The organism is Aureimonas sp. AU40 (assembly GCF_001463785.1).
GTDB lineage: Bacteria > Pseudomonadota > Alphaproteobacteria > Rhizobiales > Rhizobiaceae > Aureimonas.
In genome coordinates this window covers 19372-37527 of record NZ_BBWL01000001.1, presented here as the reverse complement: position 1 = coordinate 37527, position 18156 = coordinate 19372, and the positions used below count along the sequence as shown (strand labels likewise).

Annotated in this window: 18 protein-coding genes; 8 read left to right on the top strand and 10 right to left on the bottom strand. The window is 67.7% G+C overall.

The features are described 5' to 3' along the window. Window positions 1-15: 15 nt before the first annotated feature. Window positions 16-1398 (bottom strand): leucyl aminopeptidase family protein, encoded by a 1383-nt coding sequence (locus tag AUL32_RS00190; RefSeq protein ID WP_062110911.1) that lies wholly within the window; start codon window positions 1396-1398, stop codon window positions 16-18. A gap of 109 nt (window positions 1399-1507) precedes the next feature. Between AUL32_RS00190 and AUL32_RS00185 the strand changes: the two genes are divergently transcribed. Beyond that, window positions 1508-2353: a tetratricopeptide repeat protein gene (locus AUL32_RS00185; protein WP_061973907.1), complete on the top strand. Its 846-nt coding sequence runs from the start codon at window positions 1508-1510 to the stop codon at window positions 2351-2353. Window positions 2354-2439: 86 nt separating this feature from the next. Here AUL32_RS00185 and AUL32_RS00180 read toward each other — a convergent pair whose 3' ends face one another. The 9 genes from AUL32_RS00180 to AUL32_RS00140 all read right to left on the bottom strand — a co-directional run bounded on the left by AUL32_RS00180 (window position 2440) and on the right by AUL32_RS00140 (window position 11401). Further along, on the bottom strand, window positions 2440-3429 hold the full coding sequence (locus tag AUL32_RS00180) for a type II secretion system F family protein (RefSeq protein WP_062110910.1): 990 nt from the start codon (window positions 3427-3429) through the stop codon (window positions 2440-2442). 7 nt (window positions 3430-3436) lie between these two features. Continuing rightward, a complete protein-coding gene (locus AUL32_RS00175) occupies window positions 3437-4435 on the bottom strand; it encodes a type II secretion system F family protein (RefSeq protein ID WP_062110909.1) in 999 nt (332 codons plus the stop codon). Continuing rightward, window positions 4432-5907: a CpaF family protein gene (locus tag AUL32_RS00170; protein WP_062110989.1), complete on the bottom strand. Its 1476-nt coding sequence runs from the start codon at window positions 5905-5907 to the stop codon at window positions 4432-4434. The genes AUL32_RS00175 and AUL32_RS00170 overlap by 4 nt, the downstream gene beginning before the upstream one ends. 99 nt (window positions 5908-6006) lie before the next feature. Then, on the bottom strand, window positions 6007-7281 hold the full coding sequence (locus AUL32_RS00165) for an AAA family ATPase (RefSeq protein ID WP_062110908.1): 1275 nt from the start codon (window positions 7279-7281) through the stop codon (window positions 6007-6009). A 10-nt stretch (window positions 7282-7291) separates the two neighbouring features. After that, window positions 7292-7996: a CpaD family pilus assembly protein gene (locus AUL32_RS00160; protein WP_062110907.1), complete on the bottom strand. Its 705-nt coding sequence runs from the start codon at window positions 7994-7996 to the stop codon at window positions 7292-7294. Beyond that, on the bottom strand, window positions 7993-9591 hold the full coding sequence (locus AUL32_RS00155) for a type II and III secretion system protein family protein (RefSeq protein WP_062110906.1): 1599 nt from the start codon (window positions 9589-9591) through the stop codon (window positions 7993-7995). Before AUL32_RS00155 ends, AUL32_RS00160 begins: the two co-directional genes overlap by 4 nt. Window positions 9592-9594: 3 nt before the next feature. After that, a complete protein-coding gene (cpaB, locus tag AUL32_RS00150; protein ID WP_061973896.1) occupies window positions 9595-10422 on the bottom strand; it encodes a Flp pilus assembly protein CpaB in 828 nt (275 codons plus the stop codon). A gap of 106 nt (window positions 10423-10528) precedes the next feature. After that, window positions 10529-11035, bottom strand: a complete 507-nt coding sequence (locus tag AUL32_RS00145) for an A24 family peptidase (protein WP_062110905.1) — start codon at window positions 11033-11035, stop codon at window positions 10529-10531. Between the two features lie 174 nt (window positions 11036-11209). Continuing rightward, window positions 11210-11401, bottom strand: a complete 192-nt coding sequence (locus AUL32_RS00140) for a Flp family type IVb pilin (RefSeq protein ID WP_062110904.1) — start codon at window positions 11399-11401, stop codon at window positions 11210-11212. A 263-nt stretch (window positions 11402-11664) separates the two neighbouring features. Between AUL32_RS00140 and AUL32_RS00135 the strand changes: the two genes are divergently transcribed. From AUL32_RS00135 to AUL32_RS00105, 7 genes are all read left to right on the top strand, one after another. Continuing rightward, the gene (locus tag AUL32_RS00135) at window positions 11665-12117 is read left to right on the top strand and encodes a pilus assembly protein N-terminal domain-containing protein (RefSeq protein WP_062110903.1); all 453 of its coding nucleotides are present in this window, start codon (window positions 11665-11667) and stop codon (window positions 12115-12117) included. A gap of 326 nt (window positions 12118-12443) precedes the next feature. Beyond that, window positions 12444-12890, top strand: coding sequence for a TadE/TadG family type IV pilus assembly protein (locus AUL32_RS00130; protein WP_062110902.1), 447 nt, complete (start codon window positions 12444-12446; stop codon window positions 12888-12890). After that, entirely contained in the window at window positions 12890-13453 is a 564-nt protein-coding gene (locus tag AUL32_RS00125) for a TadE/TadG family type IV pilus assembly protein (protein WP_062110901.1), read from the top strand. The genes AUL32_RS00130 and AUL32_RS00125 overlap by 1 nt, the downstream gene beginning before the upstream one ends. A gap of 248 nt (window positions 13454-13701) precedes the next feature. Further along, window positions 13702-14895, top strand: coding sequence for a phosphopentomutase (locus AUL32_RS00120; RefSeq protein ID WP_062110900.1), 1194 nt, complete (start codon window positions 13702-13704; stop codon window positions 14893-14895). Continuing rightward, window positions 14892-15917, top strand: a complete 1026-nt coding sequence (add, locus tag AUL32_RS00115) for an adenosine deaminase (protein ID WP_062110899.1) — start codon at window positions 14892-14894, stop codon at window positions 15915-15917. Before AUL32_RS00120 ends, add begins: the two co-directional genes overlap by 4 nt. Before the next feature lie 41 nt (window positions 15918-15958). Further along, the gene (gene upp, locus AUL32_RS00110; RefSeq protein ID WP_061973880.1) at window positions 15959-16588 is read left to right on the top strand and encodes a uracil phosphoribosyltransferase; all 630 of its coding nucleotides are present in this window, start codon (window positions 15959-15961) and stop codon (window positions 16586-16588) included. An 888-nt stretch (window positions 16589-17476) separates the two neighbouring features. Then, a complete protein-coding gene (locus AUL32_RS00105; RefSeq protein ID WP_062110898.1) occupies window positions 17477-18007 on the top strand; it encodes a retropepsin-like aspartic protease family protein in 531 nt (176 codons plus the stop codon). Window positions 18008-18156: the final 149 nt, after the last annotated feature.

Below are 18156 nucleotides of genomic sequence, written 5' to 3'. Positions count from 1 at the left end.
CACTTTCGGGCGGATTCAAGACCGCCCGTAGCGCTGCGCCAGGACGTGGGCCAGCGCGCGGATGCCCTGCGCCTCGCCGCCCGCCGGCCCGAGCGGACCCGCCTGGGGGCGCCAGCCGTAGACATCGAAATGCGCCCAGCTCTTGGCATTGCGCACGAAACCCTGGAGAAACAGCGCCGCCGTCACCGAACCCGCGAACCCGTCCGTGGTCACGTTGTTGGTATCGGCGATCTTGGAGGCGAGCGCCTTGGCGTAGGGTTTCCAGAGCGGCAGGCGCCAGAGCGGATCGTGCAGCGCCTGGCTCGCGAGCGCGATCTCGCCGGCCAACGCCTCGTCGTCGGTGAAGAAAGGGGGAAGCTCGGGTCCGAGCGCCACGCGCGCCGCGCCCGTCAGCGTCGCCATGTCGACGAGGATCTCGGGCGATTCCTCGTCCGCCAGGGCCAGCGCGTCGGCCAGGATCAGGCGCCCTTCGGCATCCGTGTTGCCGATCTCGACGCTCTTGCCGAGCCGGCTGCGCAGCACGTCGCCCGGCCGGAAGCTATTTGCCGAAATGGCGTTCTCGACGGCGGGAATGAGCACGCGCAGCCGAACCTTGAGCCGTGAGCCCATGACGAGGCGGGCGAGACCCAGGACGTTCGCCGCGCCGCCCATGTCCTTCTTCATCAGGAGCATGCCGGAGGCCGGCTTGATGTCGAGACCGCCCGTGTCGAAGGCGACGCCTTTGCCCACCAGCGTGACGCGCGGCGCGTCGGCGGGGCCCCAGGTGAGGTCGATCAGGCGGGGCGCGACGCTGGACGCGCGGCCGACCGCGTGGATCATCGGGAAGTTCGCCTCGAGCAGCGCGTCGCCCAGCGTCACGCTCACTTCCGCGCCGAACTCCGTCGCGACTCCTCGCGCCGCCGCCTCGATCCCGTCCGGCAGGAGGTCGTTGGTGGGCGTGTTGATGAAGTCGCGCACGAGATGGACGCTCGACGCCAGGAGCCGAACCTCGCTTTCGTCCGCTCCGGCCGGCAGCACGAGGCGAGGGCCGGGCTTGGCGGGCTTGGTCAGGTAGCGCTCGAAGCGATAGGCGCCGAGCAGAAAGCCGAGCGCGGCGAGCGTGGGGTCGAGCCCGGCCGCCGCATCCAGCGCCCAATCGCCTTCGGGAAGCGCCTGCGCCAGCGCGCCGGTGAGGAGCGCGCGCTCCGCATCGCCCTGCCCTTCCGGCGCGCCGAGGCCGAGCACGGCGCCGGCCAGCCCCGCCTCGCCCGGCAGAAGCGCGACGGAACCGGCGCCAGCCTTGAAGCCCGTCGCCTCCATCCAGCGGCGCGCGGCCTCGGGCAGTTGATCGAGGCCGCCCTCGGGCGCGGCGTGGATCGGCAGGGCGTTGGCGGAGGAGGAGAGAAGGCGGTCGGTCATGGGAAAGGCTCGCGAACGTCAGCCCCGCGAAATGGTCGGGACTTAGGGGTTAACGAAAGATGACCCGTCCGCATCCTGCCCGCGGCGGGTGGAAGGAACGGAAAAGCCGATGCGCCGATTCAGAAACGAGGACGCCGCGCCGACCTACGCCCGCCCGAGGCCGGGTGCAAGGCGAGGCGCGCTGGCTCTGCTGCTTCTGGCAGGTCTGGCGGCGAGCGGCTGCACGCAGACCTCGCGCATGCACACGGGCTCGATCGCCCCACGCGGCGAGGCGCCGCCCAAGCGCGACCTCTCGTCCATGACATCGGAAGAGCTGAGCGGCGCGATCCGCATCTATGGCGCATCCTACGAGCGCGACCCCAAGAACAAGGACGTGGGCCTCGCCTACGCTTCGGCCCTTCAGACGGCGGGCCGCAACGACCAGTCGCTGGCGGTGATGCAGCAGGTGGCGATCGCCCATCCCAACGACCGCGACGTGCTCGGCGCCTATGGCAAGGCGCTGGCGGCGGCGGGCGAACTGCCCAAGGCGCTGGAAACGATCCGCCGCGCCCAGACGCCGGACCAGCCCGACTGGCGGCTCCTGTCGGCGGAAGGCGCGATCCTCGACCAGCTCGGCCAGCCCGACAAGGCGCGCATCGTCTACGAAAAGGCGCTGACGCTGGAGCCGAACGAGCCGTCGATCCTGTCCAATCTCGGCATGTCCTCACTTTTGCAGAACGACCTGAAAGGCGCCGAGACCTATCTCAGTCGCGCCGCCTCCAAGCCCGGCGCCGATCCGCGCGTTCGCCAGAACCTGGCGCTGGCGGTGGGCCTCCAAGGGCGCTTCGGCGAGGCCGAGAAGATTGCCTCCGACGTGCTCTCGCCCGACGAGGCGCGGGCCAATGTCGCCTATCTCAAGCAGATGTTGGCGCAGCGCAACACCTGGAGCGAGCTGAAGAGCGAACGCCGGGGCTGACGGGCGCCCCGCCTCCCCTTCCCGGCTCTAGAACCGCCGGCGGGACGATTGGCGGCGGCGTTGCCAACACGGCGCGCGCTCGCCCGCTACAGCATCGGCATGACCTTGATGATGGCCGGGCCGATGATGACGGCGAAGAGCACCGGCAGGAAGAACACCATCATGGGCACGGTGAGCTTGGGCGGCAGCGCGGCGGCCTTGCCCTCGGCCGCCGTCATGCGCTGGTCCCGGCTTTCCTGCGCCAGGGTGCGTAGCGCGACGCCGAGCGGCGTTCCGTAGCGCTCGGCCTGGACGAGGGCCGTGCAGACCGAGCGAACCGATTCCAGCCCGGTGCGCGCGGTGAGGTTCTCGTAGGCCTGCCGGCGGTCCGGCAGGTAGGAAAGCTCGGCGCAGACCAGCACCATCTCCTCCGCCAGCGGCACGGACTGAATGCCGATCTCGTCCGCCACGCGCCGGAACGCGGCCTCGATGGAATTGCCCGATTCCACGCAGATCAGGAGAAGGTCCAGCGCGTCCGGCCAAGCGCGCCGGATCGACTGCGCGCGCTTCTTGCCGGCATTGCCGACGAAGAGGATAGGCGCGTAGAACCCGGCATAGGCGCCCAGGATGCAGACGAAGACCCGCATGAAGAAGGCGCGGTCGGCCATCATCCCGAGACCGAAAATATAGAAGGCCGCCAGAAGGCCGAACACGAGCGGCAGGGCGACACGGCAGAACAGGAACAGCGTCAGCGCGCGATGCGTGCGGAAGCCCGCGATGCGCAGCTTCGTCATCGTCGCCTCGTCCAGAAGCGCCTTGCGAAGGTCCAGCGCCTCGACCACCTTGGCGGCGAAGGAGCGGTCCGCCTGCTTGCGCAGGGTGACGCGCCCGCCGTCCCGCTCGTTGGCCATGCGGCTGCGCTCGCGCGCGCGGACCTGATCGCGCTCCAGCGCCACGGCCTTCATGCGCCCCTTCATTTCCTGCCCCGACAGGAGCGGCAGCACCAGGGACACGAGGGTGGCGAACATGGCGACGGCCACGAAGAGGCCGAGCGCCACATGGCTGGACAGGCCGAACATCTGCAACACGGCGTCCATGCGAACCTCAGAAGTCGAAATTGATCATCTTGCGCATCACCAGGATGCCGCACAGCATCCAAAGGCCCGATCCCATCAGGATCATGTGGCCCTTGGGGTCGGTGAACAGAATGGAGATGTAATCGGGCGAGGTAAGATAGACGAGGCCGGCCACGATGATCGGCAGCGAGCCGATGATATAGGCGGAGGCCTTGGCCTCCATGGACATGGCCTTGATCTTGCCCTTCATCTTCTTGCGATCGCGCAGCACGCGCGACAGGTTGTTCAGCGCCTCGGCGAGATTGCCGCCCGACTGGGACTGGATGGAGACGACAATCGCGAAGAAGTTCGTCTCGGGCATGGGCATGCTGGCGTAAAGGCGGCCCACCGCCTCCGTCAGCGGCGCGCCCATCTGCAGCGCCTCGACGATGCGCGCGAATTCCGACCGCACGGGGTCGGGCGTTTCGGAGGCGATCATGCGAAGCGTGTCCTGCAGCGGCAGGCCAGACTTGATGCCGCGCACGATGACGTCGAGCGCATTGGCGAACTCGTCGGAAAAGCTGCGCTGGCGCCGGGTGCGGCGCCAACCCAGAAACCAGTGCGGCAGGCCGAGCCCGGCGGACAGGGCAAGGCCCAGCGACAGGAGAAGCGCGCCGGTCAGCACGAGCATGAACAGGAAGGCGACGACGCCGATGCCGGCGCAGCCGAGCCAGTAGGCGCGCGGCGCGAAGTCGAACCCGGCCTGCCGGATGCGCGCCTCGAGCGTGAGCTTGCGCATGTTGTCGCTGCGCTTGCGGTTCTTTTCCTCGAAGTCCTGAAGTGTCGCCTGCAGCGTCTTGCGCCGCTTGGACACTTCCTGCATCCGGTCGCGCGCCGCCTGGCGCAGAGCCAGATCGTTCTCGGACGCCGAGAACTGCTCGAAGCGCGAGCGCGCGGCCTTGTCGCTTTCGAAGCGCGGCTGGAGCACGCCGTAGAGAAGGGCGCCGGTCGACAGCGCGACGAGGGCCACGAACAGAATCGTGATCACACCCCGCGCTCCACTTCCACATTCGCCGCGTCGAGCGCGCGGGCCAAGCGCTGCTCTTCGTTGTAGTAGCGCGCGCGGTCCCAGAAGGCCGGCCGGCCGATGCCGGTGGAGCGGTGGCGCCCGACCAGCCGGCCGCGCGAATCCTCGCCCAGGATGTCGTAGAGAAAGAGATCCTGCGTGATGATCACGTCGCCTTCCATGCCCACGACCTCGGTGATATGGGTGATGCGGCGCGAGCCGTCGCGAAGGCGCGCGGCCTGGATCACCACGTCCACCGAGCCGACTATGATCTCCTTGACCGTGCGCGAGGGCAGCGAGAAGCCGCCCATGGCGATCATGGATTCCATGCGGTTCAGGCATTCGCGCGGGCTGTTGGAGTGGATCGTGCCCATGGAGCCGTCATGGCCCGTATTCATCGCCTGCAGGAGATCGAAGACCTCGGGTCCGCGCACTTCGCCGACGATGATCCGCTCGGGCCGCATGCGCAGGCAGTTCTTGACGAGGTCGCGCATGGTGATCTCGCCTTCGCCCTCGATATTGGGCGGGCGGGTTTCGAGACGCACGACATGGGGCTGCTGGAGCTGGAGCTCGGCCGAGTCCTCGCAGGTGATGATGCGCTCGTCTTCGTCGATATAGCGTGTCAGGCAGTTGAGAAGCGTCGTCTTACCCGAGCCCGTGCCGCCGGAGATCACAACGTTGCAGCGCACGCGGCCGATGATCTCGAGGATGGTCGCCCCTTCGGGCGAGATGGCGCCGAAGTCGACGAGCTGCGGCAGGGTCAGCTTGTCCTTCTTGAACTTGCGGATGGTCAGCACCGTGCCGTCGATGGCGAGCGGCGGCGCGATGACGTTGACGCGCGAGCCGTCCGGCAGGCGCGCGTCGCAGATAGGCGAGGATTCGTCGACGCGCCGGCCGACCTGGCTGACGATGCGCTGGCAGATGTTGAGAAGCTGCTGGTTGTCGCGGAAGCGCACCCCCGCCTCGATCACCTTGCCGTCGACTTCGATGAAGGTCTGCCGCGCGCCGTTCACCATGATATCGGCGATGTCGTCGCGAACCAGAAGCGGCTCCAGCGGGCCGTAGCCGAGCACGTCGTTGCAGATATCGGCGAGCAGGTCCTCCTGCTCGGCGATCGTCATCGCGAAATTCTTGATCGAGATGATGTCGTTGACGATGTCGCGGATTTCCTCGCGCGCCATCTCGGTTTCCAGCCGGGCCAACTGGCTGAGATCGATCGTGTCGATCAGCGCGGCGAAGATCTTGCTCTTGGTCTCGTAGTAGCTGTCCGAGCGTGCCCGGACGGCCTGCACGGGCGCCGGCGCCTCGGGCGCCGCCTTGGCGGGCGCGGCGCGCGGCGGGGGAGCCGCCTCGCCGCGCGAGACGGGTGCCGGGGCCGGCGTCGCGGGGAGCGCAGGCGCGGCCGGCGCCTGCCGTGCCATCGTGCCCGTCTCGTTTCCACGCTTGCCGAACATGTCGTCCTGTTCCTTCCGCTTGCCTTGCGAGGCCATGGCGGCGCCTCGAACCGTGCCCGCGCCGGCGAACCGGAGCGGGACTGTCTTTCAGTCTTGGCGCTAGCGCCGGCGCATCAGCGCGCGCAGCCCGCCCAGCGCCTGTTTCGGCGCCTGCTTGGCCACGGCCCGTCCGGTCAGCGCATGCGCCATCTCGTTGAAGGCGAGCGTGGCGGCATGCTTGCCGTCGAGCTCGGCCAGCATGCGCCCCGTGTTGGCGGCCGTGCCGAACACCAGCGGGTCGAAGGCGATCTGCGCCATGAGTTGAACGCCCAACGGCTCGGCGAACTCGGCCGGGGCGATCTCGGGGCGCTTGGGCACGCCGACGCGGTTCAGTACGAGATGCGGCGGCCGGTCGTTGGGCCGCGCCTTGCGCAGCGTGTCCATCAGGTTCTTGGCGTTGCGCAGGTTAGCCAGATCCGGCTCGGCCACGAGCACGACCTCGTCCGCGCGCTCCAGGACCGTGCGCGTCCAGCCGTTCCAGACATGGGGCACGTCCAGCACGACATGGGGCGTGCCGCGCTGCGCCGCGTCGATCAGCGCCGAAAAGGCCTCCGCCTCGAAGTCATAGGCGCGGTCGAGCGTCGAGGGAGCGGCCAGAAGCGAGAGATGATCGGCGCAGGACACGAGCAAGCGGTCGAGAAACACCTCGTCCAGCCGCTCGGCCGAGAACACCGCCTCCGCCACGCCCTGCGGCGGGTCGCGGTCGAAATCGATATTGGCCGTGCCGAAGGGCAGGTCGAGATCGGCCAGAAGCACGTCGTTGCCGAAGAGCCGGGCCATGGTCCAGCCGACATTATGGCAGAGCGTCGAGGCCCCGGCCCCGCCTTTGGCGCCGACAAAGGCCAGGATGCGGCCGAGCGGATCGCTGCCCTCGGCCATGAAGAGCTGCGAGACGATGGCGAGCACGTCGGCCAGATGCACCGGCGCCAGCATGTATTCCGACACGCCGCGCCGCGTCAGCTCGCGGTAGAGCGAAACGTCGTTGTGATGGCCGACGATCACCACCTTGGAGCCGGGATCGCAGACATCGGCGAGCGATTCCAGCTCGCCCAGAAGCTCGTTCGGCCGCAGGGTGGATTCGAGAAACACGAGATTGGGCGTCGGAGCGGTGGCGTAGTGCTCCACCGCCGCGCGGATGCCGCCCATGTGAACGCGCACATGCGCCTTCACCATGCGCCGGTCGCCCGCCGCCGCCTCGATCGCCTCGCCCACGGCGGCGGTCTCGCAGAAGGCCTGGATGCTGATGCGCGGGACAGGGCGCAGCGCGTCGAGGCGCTGGCGCAGGTCCGTGTCGGAAAGGCGATAGGGGGAATCGCCGGAAGGAAGATCGATCATCGCTTTCGGCCTACCAATTGTAGTCGGACGCCTGACGCGGCGCCTCGGATGCGGTCCGCTCGCCGCGGCGATACTTCTCGACCACGGTGGAGCGGCGTTCCGCGTCGATCTCGCTCATGCCGCGCGGCCCGAGCAGGTCGCGCGGATCGGCGATCTGCGCGGCCAGATTGCTCTGCGAGGCACAGCCGAAATTGTGGTAATTGCGGTTCTCGCTGGTGTCGGCGAGGTCCTCCGGCCAGCGACCGCAAGGCTCGACCTCCGCCACCACCGCGTTGAACGACAGGAGCAGCGGCGGCACGTCGGGGACGCCCCCCGCAGGATAGGGCGCGATCAGGATGCGCTGGCGCGCCACGCCATGTCGGCGCAGAACCCCGGCGACATTGTCGGCGACGAGCCGGGCCGCTGCCGCGTTGCGGCCCCCGGACGGCACGCGCAGCCGGATCACCGTCGCCCGCGAGGCGCGAAAGCGCGTGGCGAAGCTTTCCACCCGCGTCTCGTCGGCCGGGGTCAGGCGCGTATCCGAGGAGGCGACGAAGAGTTCCAGATCTTCGGTCGCCTCGCGCACGGTGATCGGGTGCCGGGTGCGGTAATCATCGGGGATCGCGCCCACCTCGATATGCTGGTTGGCGCAGCCAGCCAGGAGGCCGATAAGGATTGGGGCGGCCGAGACCAACGCAAGGCGACGGCGGGGGGAGAAGCGGCGGCGCACGGTCATTTGTAGATGTATCCGACGTTGCCGTGGTAGCGGCCGGGGGGGAGACGGGTGTCGGCGGCGCCATAGACGCGGTTCACGCGGCCCAGGAAGTTGGAAGCGCCGTCGGAGGAGAAGTTCAGATTGTCGTCCGGCCGCGCCAGCTGCTGACGCGCAACGGGCCGCACGAGATAGGGCGTGACGATGACGACGAGTTCGGTCTCGTAGCGCTGGAAGTCGCGCGAGCGGAACAATGTCCCAAGAATCGGGATCTTGGACAGGCCGGGATAGCCGGAAATAACCTGCCGCATCTCGTCGCGCACCAGACCCGCGATCACCAGCGAGCCGCCCGAGGGCAGTTCCACCGTGGTGTCGGCGAGGCGCTTGCGAATGCCGACGAGATTGACGCCCGGCGCGACGCCGCCAGGAATGGCGTAGGGCGACTCGAACGTCGGCTCGGAGACCGCCGTGCGGATCTTCAGGCTGATGCGCCCCGGCGACAGGACCACGGGCGTGAAGTCGAGCCCGATGCCGTAGTCGATGTCCTTGTGCTCATAGTTGACGCTGGCCGGCGTCGTGTCGAAGCCGACGATCGCGCCGTTGTTGTTGACGATCGGCGTGCGCTTGGCAGGTGTTTCGTCCTTGCCGCTGGCGACCGTGAATTCGCCGCCGACCTTGAAGGACGCGCTCTCGCCGGAGATCGCGGTCAGGCTCGGCTCGGCCAGCGTGCGCATCACGCCCGCCTGCTCCATCGCGCGCAGCTGCGCAGAAATGCCGTTGCCGCTGTTGCCACCATTGAAGATATCGGCGCCAGCGTTCGAGATCGCCTTACCGAGGCCGAAGGGATTGTCGCTCGCGGCCGAGAACGCGATGCCGTCGAGCGAGCCGACGCCGACGCCGTCGATGCCGAGCTGCTTCACGACGGAGCGCTGCACCTCGGCCACCGTCACCTTCAGCGTGACCTGGTCCTCGCCCTGGATCTGGAGGAGGTTGACGATCTGGCTGGTCTGCCGGCGTTCCTGCGCCTGCGACACGCCGCCGATGGCGACCCCGCCGCCGCCGGCCGCCGAAGCGCCCGAAGTCGCGGTCCTGATATATTGACCGGTCGTACCCTCGCCCCCCGTCACGAAGATCGTGGCGAGATCCACCGCGCGCTGGGCGTCCTGCGCGTTTTCCACCGTGCCAGTCAGGATCACGTTGTCGTTCAGCATCTCGGCCCGCACGTCGGCGGACGGGATGTATTTGCGGATGGTGGAGGCGAGCGCGGAAATGTCGCGCTCGATCTTGAGATCGAGAACCGCGATCTCGCGCCCGTTCGCGTCGAAGACGAAGATGTTGGTCTGGCCGATCTGCTTGCCGAAGATGTAGATCCGCCGGGCCGTGCGCGTCACCGCGTCCGCCACCGCGGGGTTGGAAACGACGATGTCGTGGGCGTCTCGCGGCAGGTCGATGACCTTGGACTTGTCGAGGCCGAGCGAGATGGTCTGCTGCGGTCGGTTGACCGCGATCACCGAGCTTTCGGCAAAGGCCGGCAACGGCAGAAGCGGCCAAAGCGCCAGCGAGGCCTGCAGGCCACCTGCGAGCGCGCGTGTACGGACGGTGCGAAGACGGAGCGCCATGCGTCAGTTCCTCGTGGTGACGTCGGTGGTCTTGCCGTAGCGCACCACGCGGACCTGAGACTTTTGGGGAGCCTGCTCCTGCTCCAAAAGGAAGCGGGCATAGCCGGGGGAGCCGGGCACGGAATCGGCCAGCGAGCGCAGCGACAGGATCAGACGGTCGGTCATGCGGGTGGCCGCCGTCAGCGCTTCGGCCTGCTGCGGATCGACCTCCAGCGTCGCGGTGGATCCGACGACCACGCGCGTGCCGTCCTTTTCCTCGACTGTCTGGTCGATGGCGAGAACGCGCAGGTTCTTGAGGATCGTCGTGGTTTCCACGCCGGCGGCCTGCGAGGCTCCGGGCGCGGCCTTCTCGCGCGCCATGATGACGTCGACATGGTCGTTGGGCAGGATGAAGCCGCCGGCCGAAGTGTCGGCGGCGATCTGCACGGCGATGGCGCGCTTGCCCTCCGGCAGGATGGCGGACAGGAAGCCGCGATCGGTCTTCACGAGCTTGGCTTCGCGGATCGGTTCGCCGATAAAGAAGGCCTGCCGGGCGATCGAGCCCTTGGCCTCCTCGAGCGCATTGGGTTTCTGGTCGCGGCGCAGCAGCGCTTCGGAGACGGCGCTTTCGGGCCACTGCACCCATTGCAGCGCGTCGTCGACGCGCTCGCCCATGGCGATGTCGCGCGAGGCGGCCAGAACATCCACCAGCCGGATCGGCGGCTCGGCGGGCTGGGCGGTGATAAGCACGGGTTCGGGCGGAGGCGGCGCCGCCATGTTGATGGCCAGGAGGCCCGCGCCGGCGGCGGCGACACCCGCCACTCCAAAAATCGCCAGACGCGACACACGCATTGCGGCTTCCCCGATCAGGCCGGGCGATCCGTCGCCCCTTTGACCTTTATCGGCGGGAAACTCTCAAGACATGGTTAACGAGGAGGAAACAGTATCTTGTCAGAGATCATATCAGTGCGAAGACGCCCTGCATGTCGGGCGAGCGCGACGCGACGATGATTCCGGCCATGCCGAGCGCGACACCATAGGGCACGCCGGACGTCGGACTGAGCAGGCGGTCGAGTGATGCATTCCCGGTTTGCGGCTTCCAGCAGGCGCGCGCGAGAATCAACAGAAGCGTAAGAATGCCGCCAAACAGGCTCGCCAGAAACAGATAGTCCCACAGCGCGACCGTTGGCCCGAACCAAAGGGCGGTCGCGGATATGAGCTTCGCATCCCCTCCGCCCATCCACCCAAGTGCGAAGGCCGCGAAGGTCAGAAGCAAGGCCGTCATCGAAACAGCCAGATGGAGACCGATTGCGGCCGGCGACCAGCCATTGGCGAATACGAAAATAAGGAAGCAGACGAGTATCGCCCCAACCAGACGATTGGATATCGTCATATGGGCCAGATCGGTAACGACCGCTCGCAGCATCAGCAGCAAAAAGAAAAAGCCGCATACGACCGAAACCATCGTGTTTCCCGATGCACCAACCAGACCGAGCTTACAAATTAAGCCGGCACTCACATGACATCACGTCGCAGAGCCTGCCAAGCAACCCAGCTCCAATTAAAAAAGAACCGGATAAGCATGCGCCTACCCGGTTCATCCTCAAACGGATCTGCCTAGAGCAGAAAAATTTGAGAATTACGGGGTCGCCGAAGTCGACGCGGTATTGCCGATCTTTGTGCCGATGGCACCGAACTTGGCGTTCAGGGTCGTGCCGAGCGAGCCGGCGCCAGCGATGATGGCGACGCCGATCAGGGCGGCGAGCAGACCGTACTCGATGGCCGTGGCGCCGGATTCGTTCTTCTTGAAGCGAGCGAGAAGCTTCATCATGGGAGGTCTCCTTACGGGAGCAAGCAGGTTGGCGATCTCGTCCCGACGATCCGGCCATCTGGCCTCGTTCGGTTCGCTCCAAATTAGTCGCCGACGATTGCGGCTCGCTTAAAATTGATCGTTAACAGGGCGTTAAGCTGGCTTTCAGCGCCCCATGCTAAAGAAACAGCCAAGAGCTTGGGGAAACTTATCCTTAATTCCATCGCACGATGATGGCGCATCGGGGCCGGTCGCGTTCCCGAGTCCTTGGAGTTCGCCTCGCCATGCGCCGGTTCGCATCCTTCCTGATCGTCGCCTCCCTGGCGCTCGGCGCCTCGCTCGCCTCGGCCGCTTCGCCGGGCGGCCTCGACGTCGCGGTGGATCACGCGCGCATCCTGAAGATCCCGCGCGCGGCCGGCACGATCATCATCGGCAATCCGTCGATCGTCGACGTGACCGTGCACGATGCCGAAACGCTGGTTCTGACCGGCCGATCCTACGGCGTGACCAATGTCGTGGTGCTCGATCCCGGCGGCGAAGTCGTGCTGGACGACGACGTCACCGTCACGAGCCGCGAGGACCGGTCCGTGCGCGTCTACCGCCAGGCGTCGCGCACCACCTATTCCTGCTCTCCGCATTGCGAGCCGAAGGTGACCGTCGGCGACGAGCAGGACAGTTTCGGCCAGGCGCTCGGCCAGTTCCAGAGCCACGAGTCGATGGTCGCCGCCGGGCAGTAGGGCTGAAGGCTTCTTCCAGACCGCGTCGATCTAAATTCCCTGGCCGCAGCCGCCTCGCGCTTAAGGAAATCCGCTCGATCCTTGCCCGTCCGAAGCTTTTGCCAAGCCCTCTTAACGCCTTCGCAAGACGGGTAGCCTTACCGTTTCGGCCAAGACAAGCGCCCCGCCCGCCAAGCCCTCACCGCTTGGGCAAGTGTATGCGGCAGCGCGCCGGAGCGATCATGACCAGAGATACGACCCCTGGCTGGCGAGGCGCGAGAAGCTGCGGAGGCGGGCGCGGATGGAGTCTCCAGCGCTTTCGTCGGGACCGCTCAGGGGCGACGGCGGTGGAATTCGCCATTCTCGCCGTCCCCTTCCTGTTCCTGACCTTCGCCACGATCGAGACGGGGCTTCTGTTTATGTCGCAGCTGACGTTGGACGGCGGCGTGGAACAGGTGTCCCGCCTCGTGCGCACAGGACAGCTCGACGCCGACGACCTGAAGCCGGAAGTCTTTCGCAAGCTGATCTGCGACAGGGTCAGCGTGTTCCTGTCCTGCGACAAGCTGACGATCGACCTGCGCAGCTACGCTTCGTTCCAGGACGTCGATCTGTCGCAGCCCGACGCGAGCCAGCAATATGGCACTAAAACCGAGGCCGGCGCCTCCAAGACCATCATGGCGCTGCGCGTCTTCTATCCCTGGACGCCGGTGACCGACTTCCTGAAGCTCCTGTCGAATGCCAACGGCAAGGTCGTGCTCGCCAGCGTCTCGGCCTTCCGCACGGAGCCCTATTGATGCGCCCGGCTTGGACCAGCCTCGCCAGGCGTTTCGGCCGCGACCGGCGCGGCATCGCGGCGGTGGAGTTCGCGCTGGTGGTTCCCGTGATGCTGATCGTCTATATCGGCGCCTCGGACGCGACGCTCGCCATCACCGCCAACCGCAAGCTCCAGGCGACCGCCAATGCGACGGCCGACCTGATCGCGCAGGACACCACAACCACGAAGGCCGCGATCTCAGCCGAGCTCGACGTGGCGCGCGCGTTGATGCAGCCGCTCGACTCAAGCAAGGTGCGGATCGCCCTGTCCTCGATCCTGATCGACGACAAGGGCAAGGCGACGGTGGACTGGTCGCGCGCCGTGAACGGCGCGACCGCCCGGGTCAAGGGCTCGGTCTTCACGCTGCCCGCCTCGCTCGCCGGCCAGAAGTCCACAGCCATCGTGGTGGCCGAGGCGAGCTATCTCTACACCCCGCTCGGCGGCTTCGGCTTCACCTCCGCGATCGAGATGAAGGACATGGCCTATTACTGGCCGCGCGGCACGAGCAACGGCGCCGGCATCACCTGCAGCGACTGCGGCTAGAGGCTTTTATGAACCCTTCGCACGTCTTGTGCCGCCCGCCCCGATCCGCCGGGTAGAGGCCGGGTGCACGCGGCAGCGAAGCTGCCTGACATAGCGGTGCTACCGGCAAAACCGGCGACGGTCTCCGGCGGTTCGGGGCGGGCGGCACAAGACATGCCCAAGGTTCATAACAGCCTCCAGAGCCTGCCCGGTCGATCGGCTTTCGCAAGTCGCCTCGGCGTGGCACAAGTCCGGGAAAGGAGAGTGCCATGACCCGAGCCGTTCTGATCGTTCTGGATTCCTTCGGCATCGGCGGCGCGGCGGACGCGGGAGCCTTCGGCGACGTGGGCGCCGACACGTTCGGCCATATCCAGGAGGCCGCGGCGAGGGGCGAGGCGGATCGGCCGGGGCTGCGCGCGGGGCTGCTTGACCTGCCCCATATGGAACGGCTCGGCCTGTTCCACGCCGCCGGGCGCGGGCGCGGCCGGGAGCCGGAAGGGCTCTGGGGCCGGGCGGCGGAGGTCAGCCGGGGCAAGGACACGCCGTCGGGCCATTGGGAGATCGCGGGCGTTCCGGTGCGGTTCGACTGGGGCTATTTTCCCCGCAGCATTCCCTGCTTTCCGCCCGAGTTGATCTCCGAGATCGTGGACGACACCGGCATCCCCGGCATCCTCGGCGATTGCCATGCCTCGGGCACCGAGATTATCGCGGCGCTGGGCGAGGAGAGCGTGCGAACCGGCCGGCCGATCCTCTACACGTCCAGCGACAGCGTGCTGCAGATCGCGGCGCACGAGGAGCATTTCGGCCTGGATCGGCTCTACGGGCTCTGCGAGGCGGCGCGGCGCCATGTCGATCCGCTCAATATCGGCCGCGTCATCGCCCGCCCCTTCACAGGCGAGAGCAGCGCCACGTTCCGCCGCACGGCGAACCGGCGCGACTATTCCGTGCCGCCGCCCGAGGCGACGATCCTCGACCGCGCCTTGGCCGATGGGCGCCGGGTGATCGGCATCGGTAAGATCGGCGACATCTTCGCCCACCAGGGGGTGAGCGAGGTGCGCAAGGGCGACGGCAACATGGCGCTGTTCGACGCCATGTTGGGCGCGGTGCGCGACGCCGCCGAGGGCGATCTCGTCTTCGCCAATTTCGTAGATTTCGACATGCTGTTCGGCCATCGGCGGGACGTGCCGGGCTATGCCGCGGCGCTCGAGGCCTTCGACCGCCGCCTGCCGGAGCTGGAAGCGCTGCTGCGCCCCGGGGACCTTGCGATCCTCACCGCCGACCATGGCTGCGACCCGACCTATCCCGGCACCGACCATACGCGCGAGGAGGTGCCGATCCTCGGCTTCGGGCCGGGGATCGCCGCCCGCGCCCTCGGCCGCCGCGAGACCTTCAGCGACATCGGGGAAAGCGTCGCCGCCCATCTCGGCCTGCCCGCCGGGCCGCACGGGCGGAGCTTCCTGTGAGCCTTTTCGCGCGCGGCCGCCCCGCCGCTCCCTTTCCACTGGCCGAGCTTCATTGCCATGTGGAAGGCACGCTGCAGCCCGGCTTCGCCCGCGAACTGGCTGCGCGCCAGGGCGTCGATCTCAGCGGCTTCGCGGACGAGGCGACCTATCGCTGGGTGGGCTTTTCCGGCTTTCTCGCCGCCTATGACCGGGCGGCCGCCCTGCTTCGCACCGAAGACGACTATCGCCGCCTCGCCTTCGACTATCTGACGGGCCTCGCCGCGCAGGGCGCGATCTACAGCGAGCTGACGATTTCGCCCGACCATGCGGCGGCGAGCGGCCTGTCGCCCGAGACCTATCTCGGCGCCCTGGCGCGCGGCGCGGCAGAGGCGGAGCAGGAGACCGACATCGTCTGCCGCTTTCTCGTGGTCGGCGTGCGCCATCTCGGGCCGGAGGCGGTGGAGGCCGCCGCCCGCTTTGCCGCCCGGGCGCCCGGGGTCGCCGGCTTCGGCCTTGCCGGCGACGAGCGTCTTTACCGGCCGCGCGATTTCGAGAAGGCGTTCCGCATCGCGGGCGAGGCCGGGCTCGGTCTCACCGCCCATGCCGGCGAGTTCGCCGGGCCGGAGGCCGTCGCGGAAACGCTGGACGCGCTGAACGTCTCGCGCATCGGCCATGGCGTGCGCGCGGTGGAGGATGCGGCGCTGCTCGCCCGGCTGCGCGAGGAGGGCGTCACGCTGGAAGTCTGCCCCCTCTCCAATCTCGCGCTCGGGGTCACTCCCGACCCGAGCGCTCATCCGCTGGCGCGCCTGCGGCAGGCCGGACTGCGGCTCACGGTGAATTCCGACGACCCGCCTTTTTTCGGCAGCGATCTCACCGCCGAATATCGCTTCGCGGCCGAGGCCGGCTTCGGGCCGGCCGAGCGCCTGGCGCTGACGCGCAACGCCATTGAGGCCGCCTTCGTGGAGGAGCCGGTGCGCAAGCGCCTCTCCGAGCTGTTGACGATCCGCGCCCTGGCGCTTGGCGCGCCGGGCTCCAGCCTCTAGACCAGAGTGCAGGATAGAACAGGCATAAAGAGGGTTTCCGAATGGACGGCGTCACCGTCATCAACCATCCGCTCGTGCAGCACAAGCTGACCCTGATGCGCAAGAAGGAGACCTCCACGGCCAGCTTCCGCCGTCTCCTGCGCGAGATCTCGACGCTCCTGTGCTACGAGGTGACGCGCGATCTCGACCTGACCACCATGCGCATCGAAACGCCGATGCAGGAGATGGACGCACCGATCCTGGAGGGCAAGAAGCTGGTCTTCGCCTCGATCCTGCGCGCCGGCAACGGTCTTCTGGAAGGCATGCTCGATCTCGTACCGGCGGCCCGCGTCGCCCATATCGGCATGTACCGCGACCACGACACGCTGGAGCCGGTGGAATACTACTTCAAGGCCCCGGAAGACCTCGCGAGCCGCCTCACCATCGTGGTGGACCCGATGCTGGCGACCGCCAACTCCGCCACCGCCGCGATGGAGAAGCTGAAGGAGCGCGGCGCCAAGAACATCCGCTTCCTCTGCCTTCTGGCCGCGCCCGAGGGCATCAAGCGCTTCCGCGACGCCCATCCCGATATTCCCGTCTTCACGGCCGCGATCGACGAACGGCTGAACGAGAAGGGCTATATCCTGCCCGGGCTCGGCGACGCGGGCGACCGGATGTACGGCACGAAATGACCGCGCCCCTCCCCCACGCCGCGAGGACGGCGTGGGGGAATTGAAGCCGGCTGACGAGCTTCGGGGCGCTCCGGTTTGGAACCGCGCCCCGGATGCGGGCTCGGCTTTTTCGATCCACGGAAAGGGAGCGATGCCATTTCCCTCTCGTTCCGCAGGCCCATCTCGGCCGCGAGGGTTGCCGCGAGAAGGTGGTCCAGCCACAGGGCGAAGCGTCGCCGCTTCGCTTGGGAATGCTTCTCCACCAGAACAGGCCCCATCGGGGTCTGCGCGAGGATCGGTCGCCGTGCCGGGTTCCACGAAGACTCGGACTGCCAACCGGCATCATGGCGACACTGGCTTCAGCCACCGGCGCTCCGACCGGCCCGACTCGCGCGCAGAGCGAGGCCCGCAGCCGGGCGAGCCGACCAACTGTCCGCAGGCACGGGTTTCGGGCGGCGGCGAACAGCACAACCACCACGCCGAGCTGAAATAGCCGGACCGTCAGACGCTACGAGAGGCCCGCGCGAGCGGGGCTTTCAGTGCGCAGACGGGGTCCTTCCATCGTAGCGGCATGGCTTCGGTCGAAGAAGCGTAGCGCGGAACCTTCAGGCAACGCGGTCCCGACCTGCGGCGGCCGGTCGGACCACAGCGCTGGGCTCCATGCCGTCGCGAACATTCCGGCGAAGAGACCGGCGTCGCCGCTCCGCTGCCTTCGGCGAACGTCGCCCTGCCGCGCTGCGCTTCGCCGCCAAGCCCCGCGAGTCGTCACCCAGCGCTTCAAATGTCCGCGAAATGCCAAGGTCTCGTTGACCTTCGAGGGGCAAAGCGCTCCCTTGCCAAGCTTTCGCTAACCCTCCTCCGGCAAGCTTACGTCCACCGCGCCCCTTGCCCCTGGAAGGACCTTCGCTCATGACCCGGCTTCTCGGCTTTGCCGTTTTCGCCTCGATCATAGCCCTGGCCTTTCCCTCCGCCTTCGAGCGCTACCGGGCCAGCCTCAGCGCGGCCAGCGAGGCCGAGCGGCTCGATCCGCCGGCCAAGGTGGTGGAAGCCTCGCTCCCCATCCCCAACGGTCGCGTGCTGCGCCTTCGCGCCGATCCGGACGGGCATTTCCGTGCCGAGGCGCGCTTCGACGGACGCTCGGAGCCGGTGCTGGTGGACACGGGGGCGACCTATGTTGCGCTGAGCGAACGCACCGCCCGCCGGCTCGGCATCACTGTTTCGCCGGACAAGTTCACCGCCGTCTCGGAAACCGCCAATGGCCGGGTTCCCGTGGCGCTCGCCACCGCCAAGCGGATCGCGATCGGATCGGTGGAGGTGCGCGATGTCGACGTCATGGTGCTCAAGGGCGAGGCCCTGTCCTCGACGCTTCTCGGCATGAGCTTTCTCAAGCGCCTGAAAAGCTATTCCGTGACCGGCGACACGCTGACGCTGACACCCTGAAGGCCCGCGTCGGGACGCGCGCGCCGAGTTTGAGGGCTCATTCGAGGCTCGCAAGGCTTTGAACCTTCAGGACGAAGCGCACATCGGAGCAGGGATGCGGGGGCTGGCAAACGCTCTGGCTCACAAAAACCCGGCAGGGCACCCGATCG

Bases quoted from the DNA above. Each gene is read 5' to 3' on its own strand.
- AUL32_RS00190 (WP_062110911.1), bottom strand. From the start codon at position 1,398: ATGACCGACCGCCTTCTCTCCTCCTCCGCCAACGCCCTGCCGATCCAC.
- AUL32_RS00185 (WP_061973907.1), top strand. From the start codon at position 1,508: ATGCGCCGATTCAGAAACGAGGACGCCGCGCCGACCTACGCCCGCCCG.
- AUL32_RS00180 (WP_062110910.1), bottom strand. From the start codon at position 3,429: ATGGACGCCGTGTTGCAGATGTTCGGCCTGTCCAGCCATGTGGCGCTC.
- AUL32_RS00170 (WP_062110989.1), bottom strand. From the start codon at position 5,907: ATGTTCGGCAAGCGTGGAAACGAGACGGGCACGATGGCACGGCAGGCG.
- AUL32_RS00165 (WP_062110908.1), bottom strand. From the start codon at position 7,281: ATGATCGATCTTCCTTCCGGCGATTCCCCCTATCGCCTTTCCGACACG.
- AUL32_RS00160 (WP_062110907.1), bottom strand. From the start codon at position 7,996: ATGACCGTGCGCCGCCGCTTCTCCCCCCGCCGTCGCCTTGCGTTGGTC.
- AUL32_RS00155 (WP_062110906.1), bottom strand. From the start codon at position 9,591: ATGGCGCTCCGTCTTCGCACCGTCCGTACACGCGCGCTCGCAGGTGGC.
- cpaB (WP_061973896.1), bottom strand. From the start codon at position 10,422: ATGCGTGTGTCGCGTCTGGCGATTTTTGGAGTGGCGGGTGTCGCCGCC.
- AUL32_RS00145 (WP_062110905.1), bottom strand. From the start codon at position 11,035: ATGGTTTCGGTCGTATGCGGCTTTTTCTTTTTGCTGCTGATGCTGCGA.
- AUL32_RS00140 (WP_062110904.1), bottom strand. From the start codon at position 11,401: ATGATGAAGCTTCTCGCTCGCTTCAAGAAGAACGAATCCGGCGCCACG.
- AUL32_RS00135 (WP_062110903.1), top strand. From the start codon at position 11,665: ATGCGCCGGTTCGCATCCTTCCTGATCGTCGCCTCCCTGGCGCTCGGC.
- AUL32_RS00125 (WP_062110901.1), top strand. From the start codon at position 12,890: ATGCGCCCGGCTTGGACCAGCCTCGCCAGGCGTTTCGGCCGCGACCGG.
- AUL32_RS00120 (WP_062110900.1), top strand. From the start codon at position 13,702: ATGACCCGAGCCGTTCTGATCGTTCTGGATTCCTTCGGCATCGGCGGC.
- upp (WP_061973880.1), top strand. From the start codon at position 15,959: ATGGACGGCGTCACCGTCATCAACCATCCGCTCGTGCAGCACAAGCTG.
- AUL32_RS00105 (WP_062110898.1), top strand. From the start codon at position 17,477: ATGACCCGGCTTCTCGGCTTTGCCGTTTTCGCCTCGATCATAGCCCTG.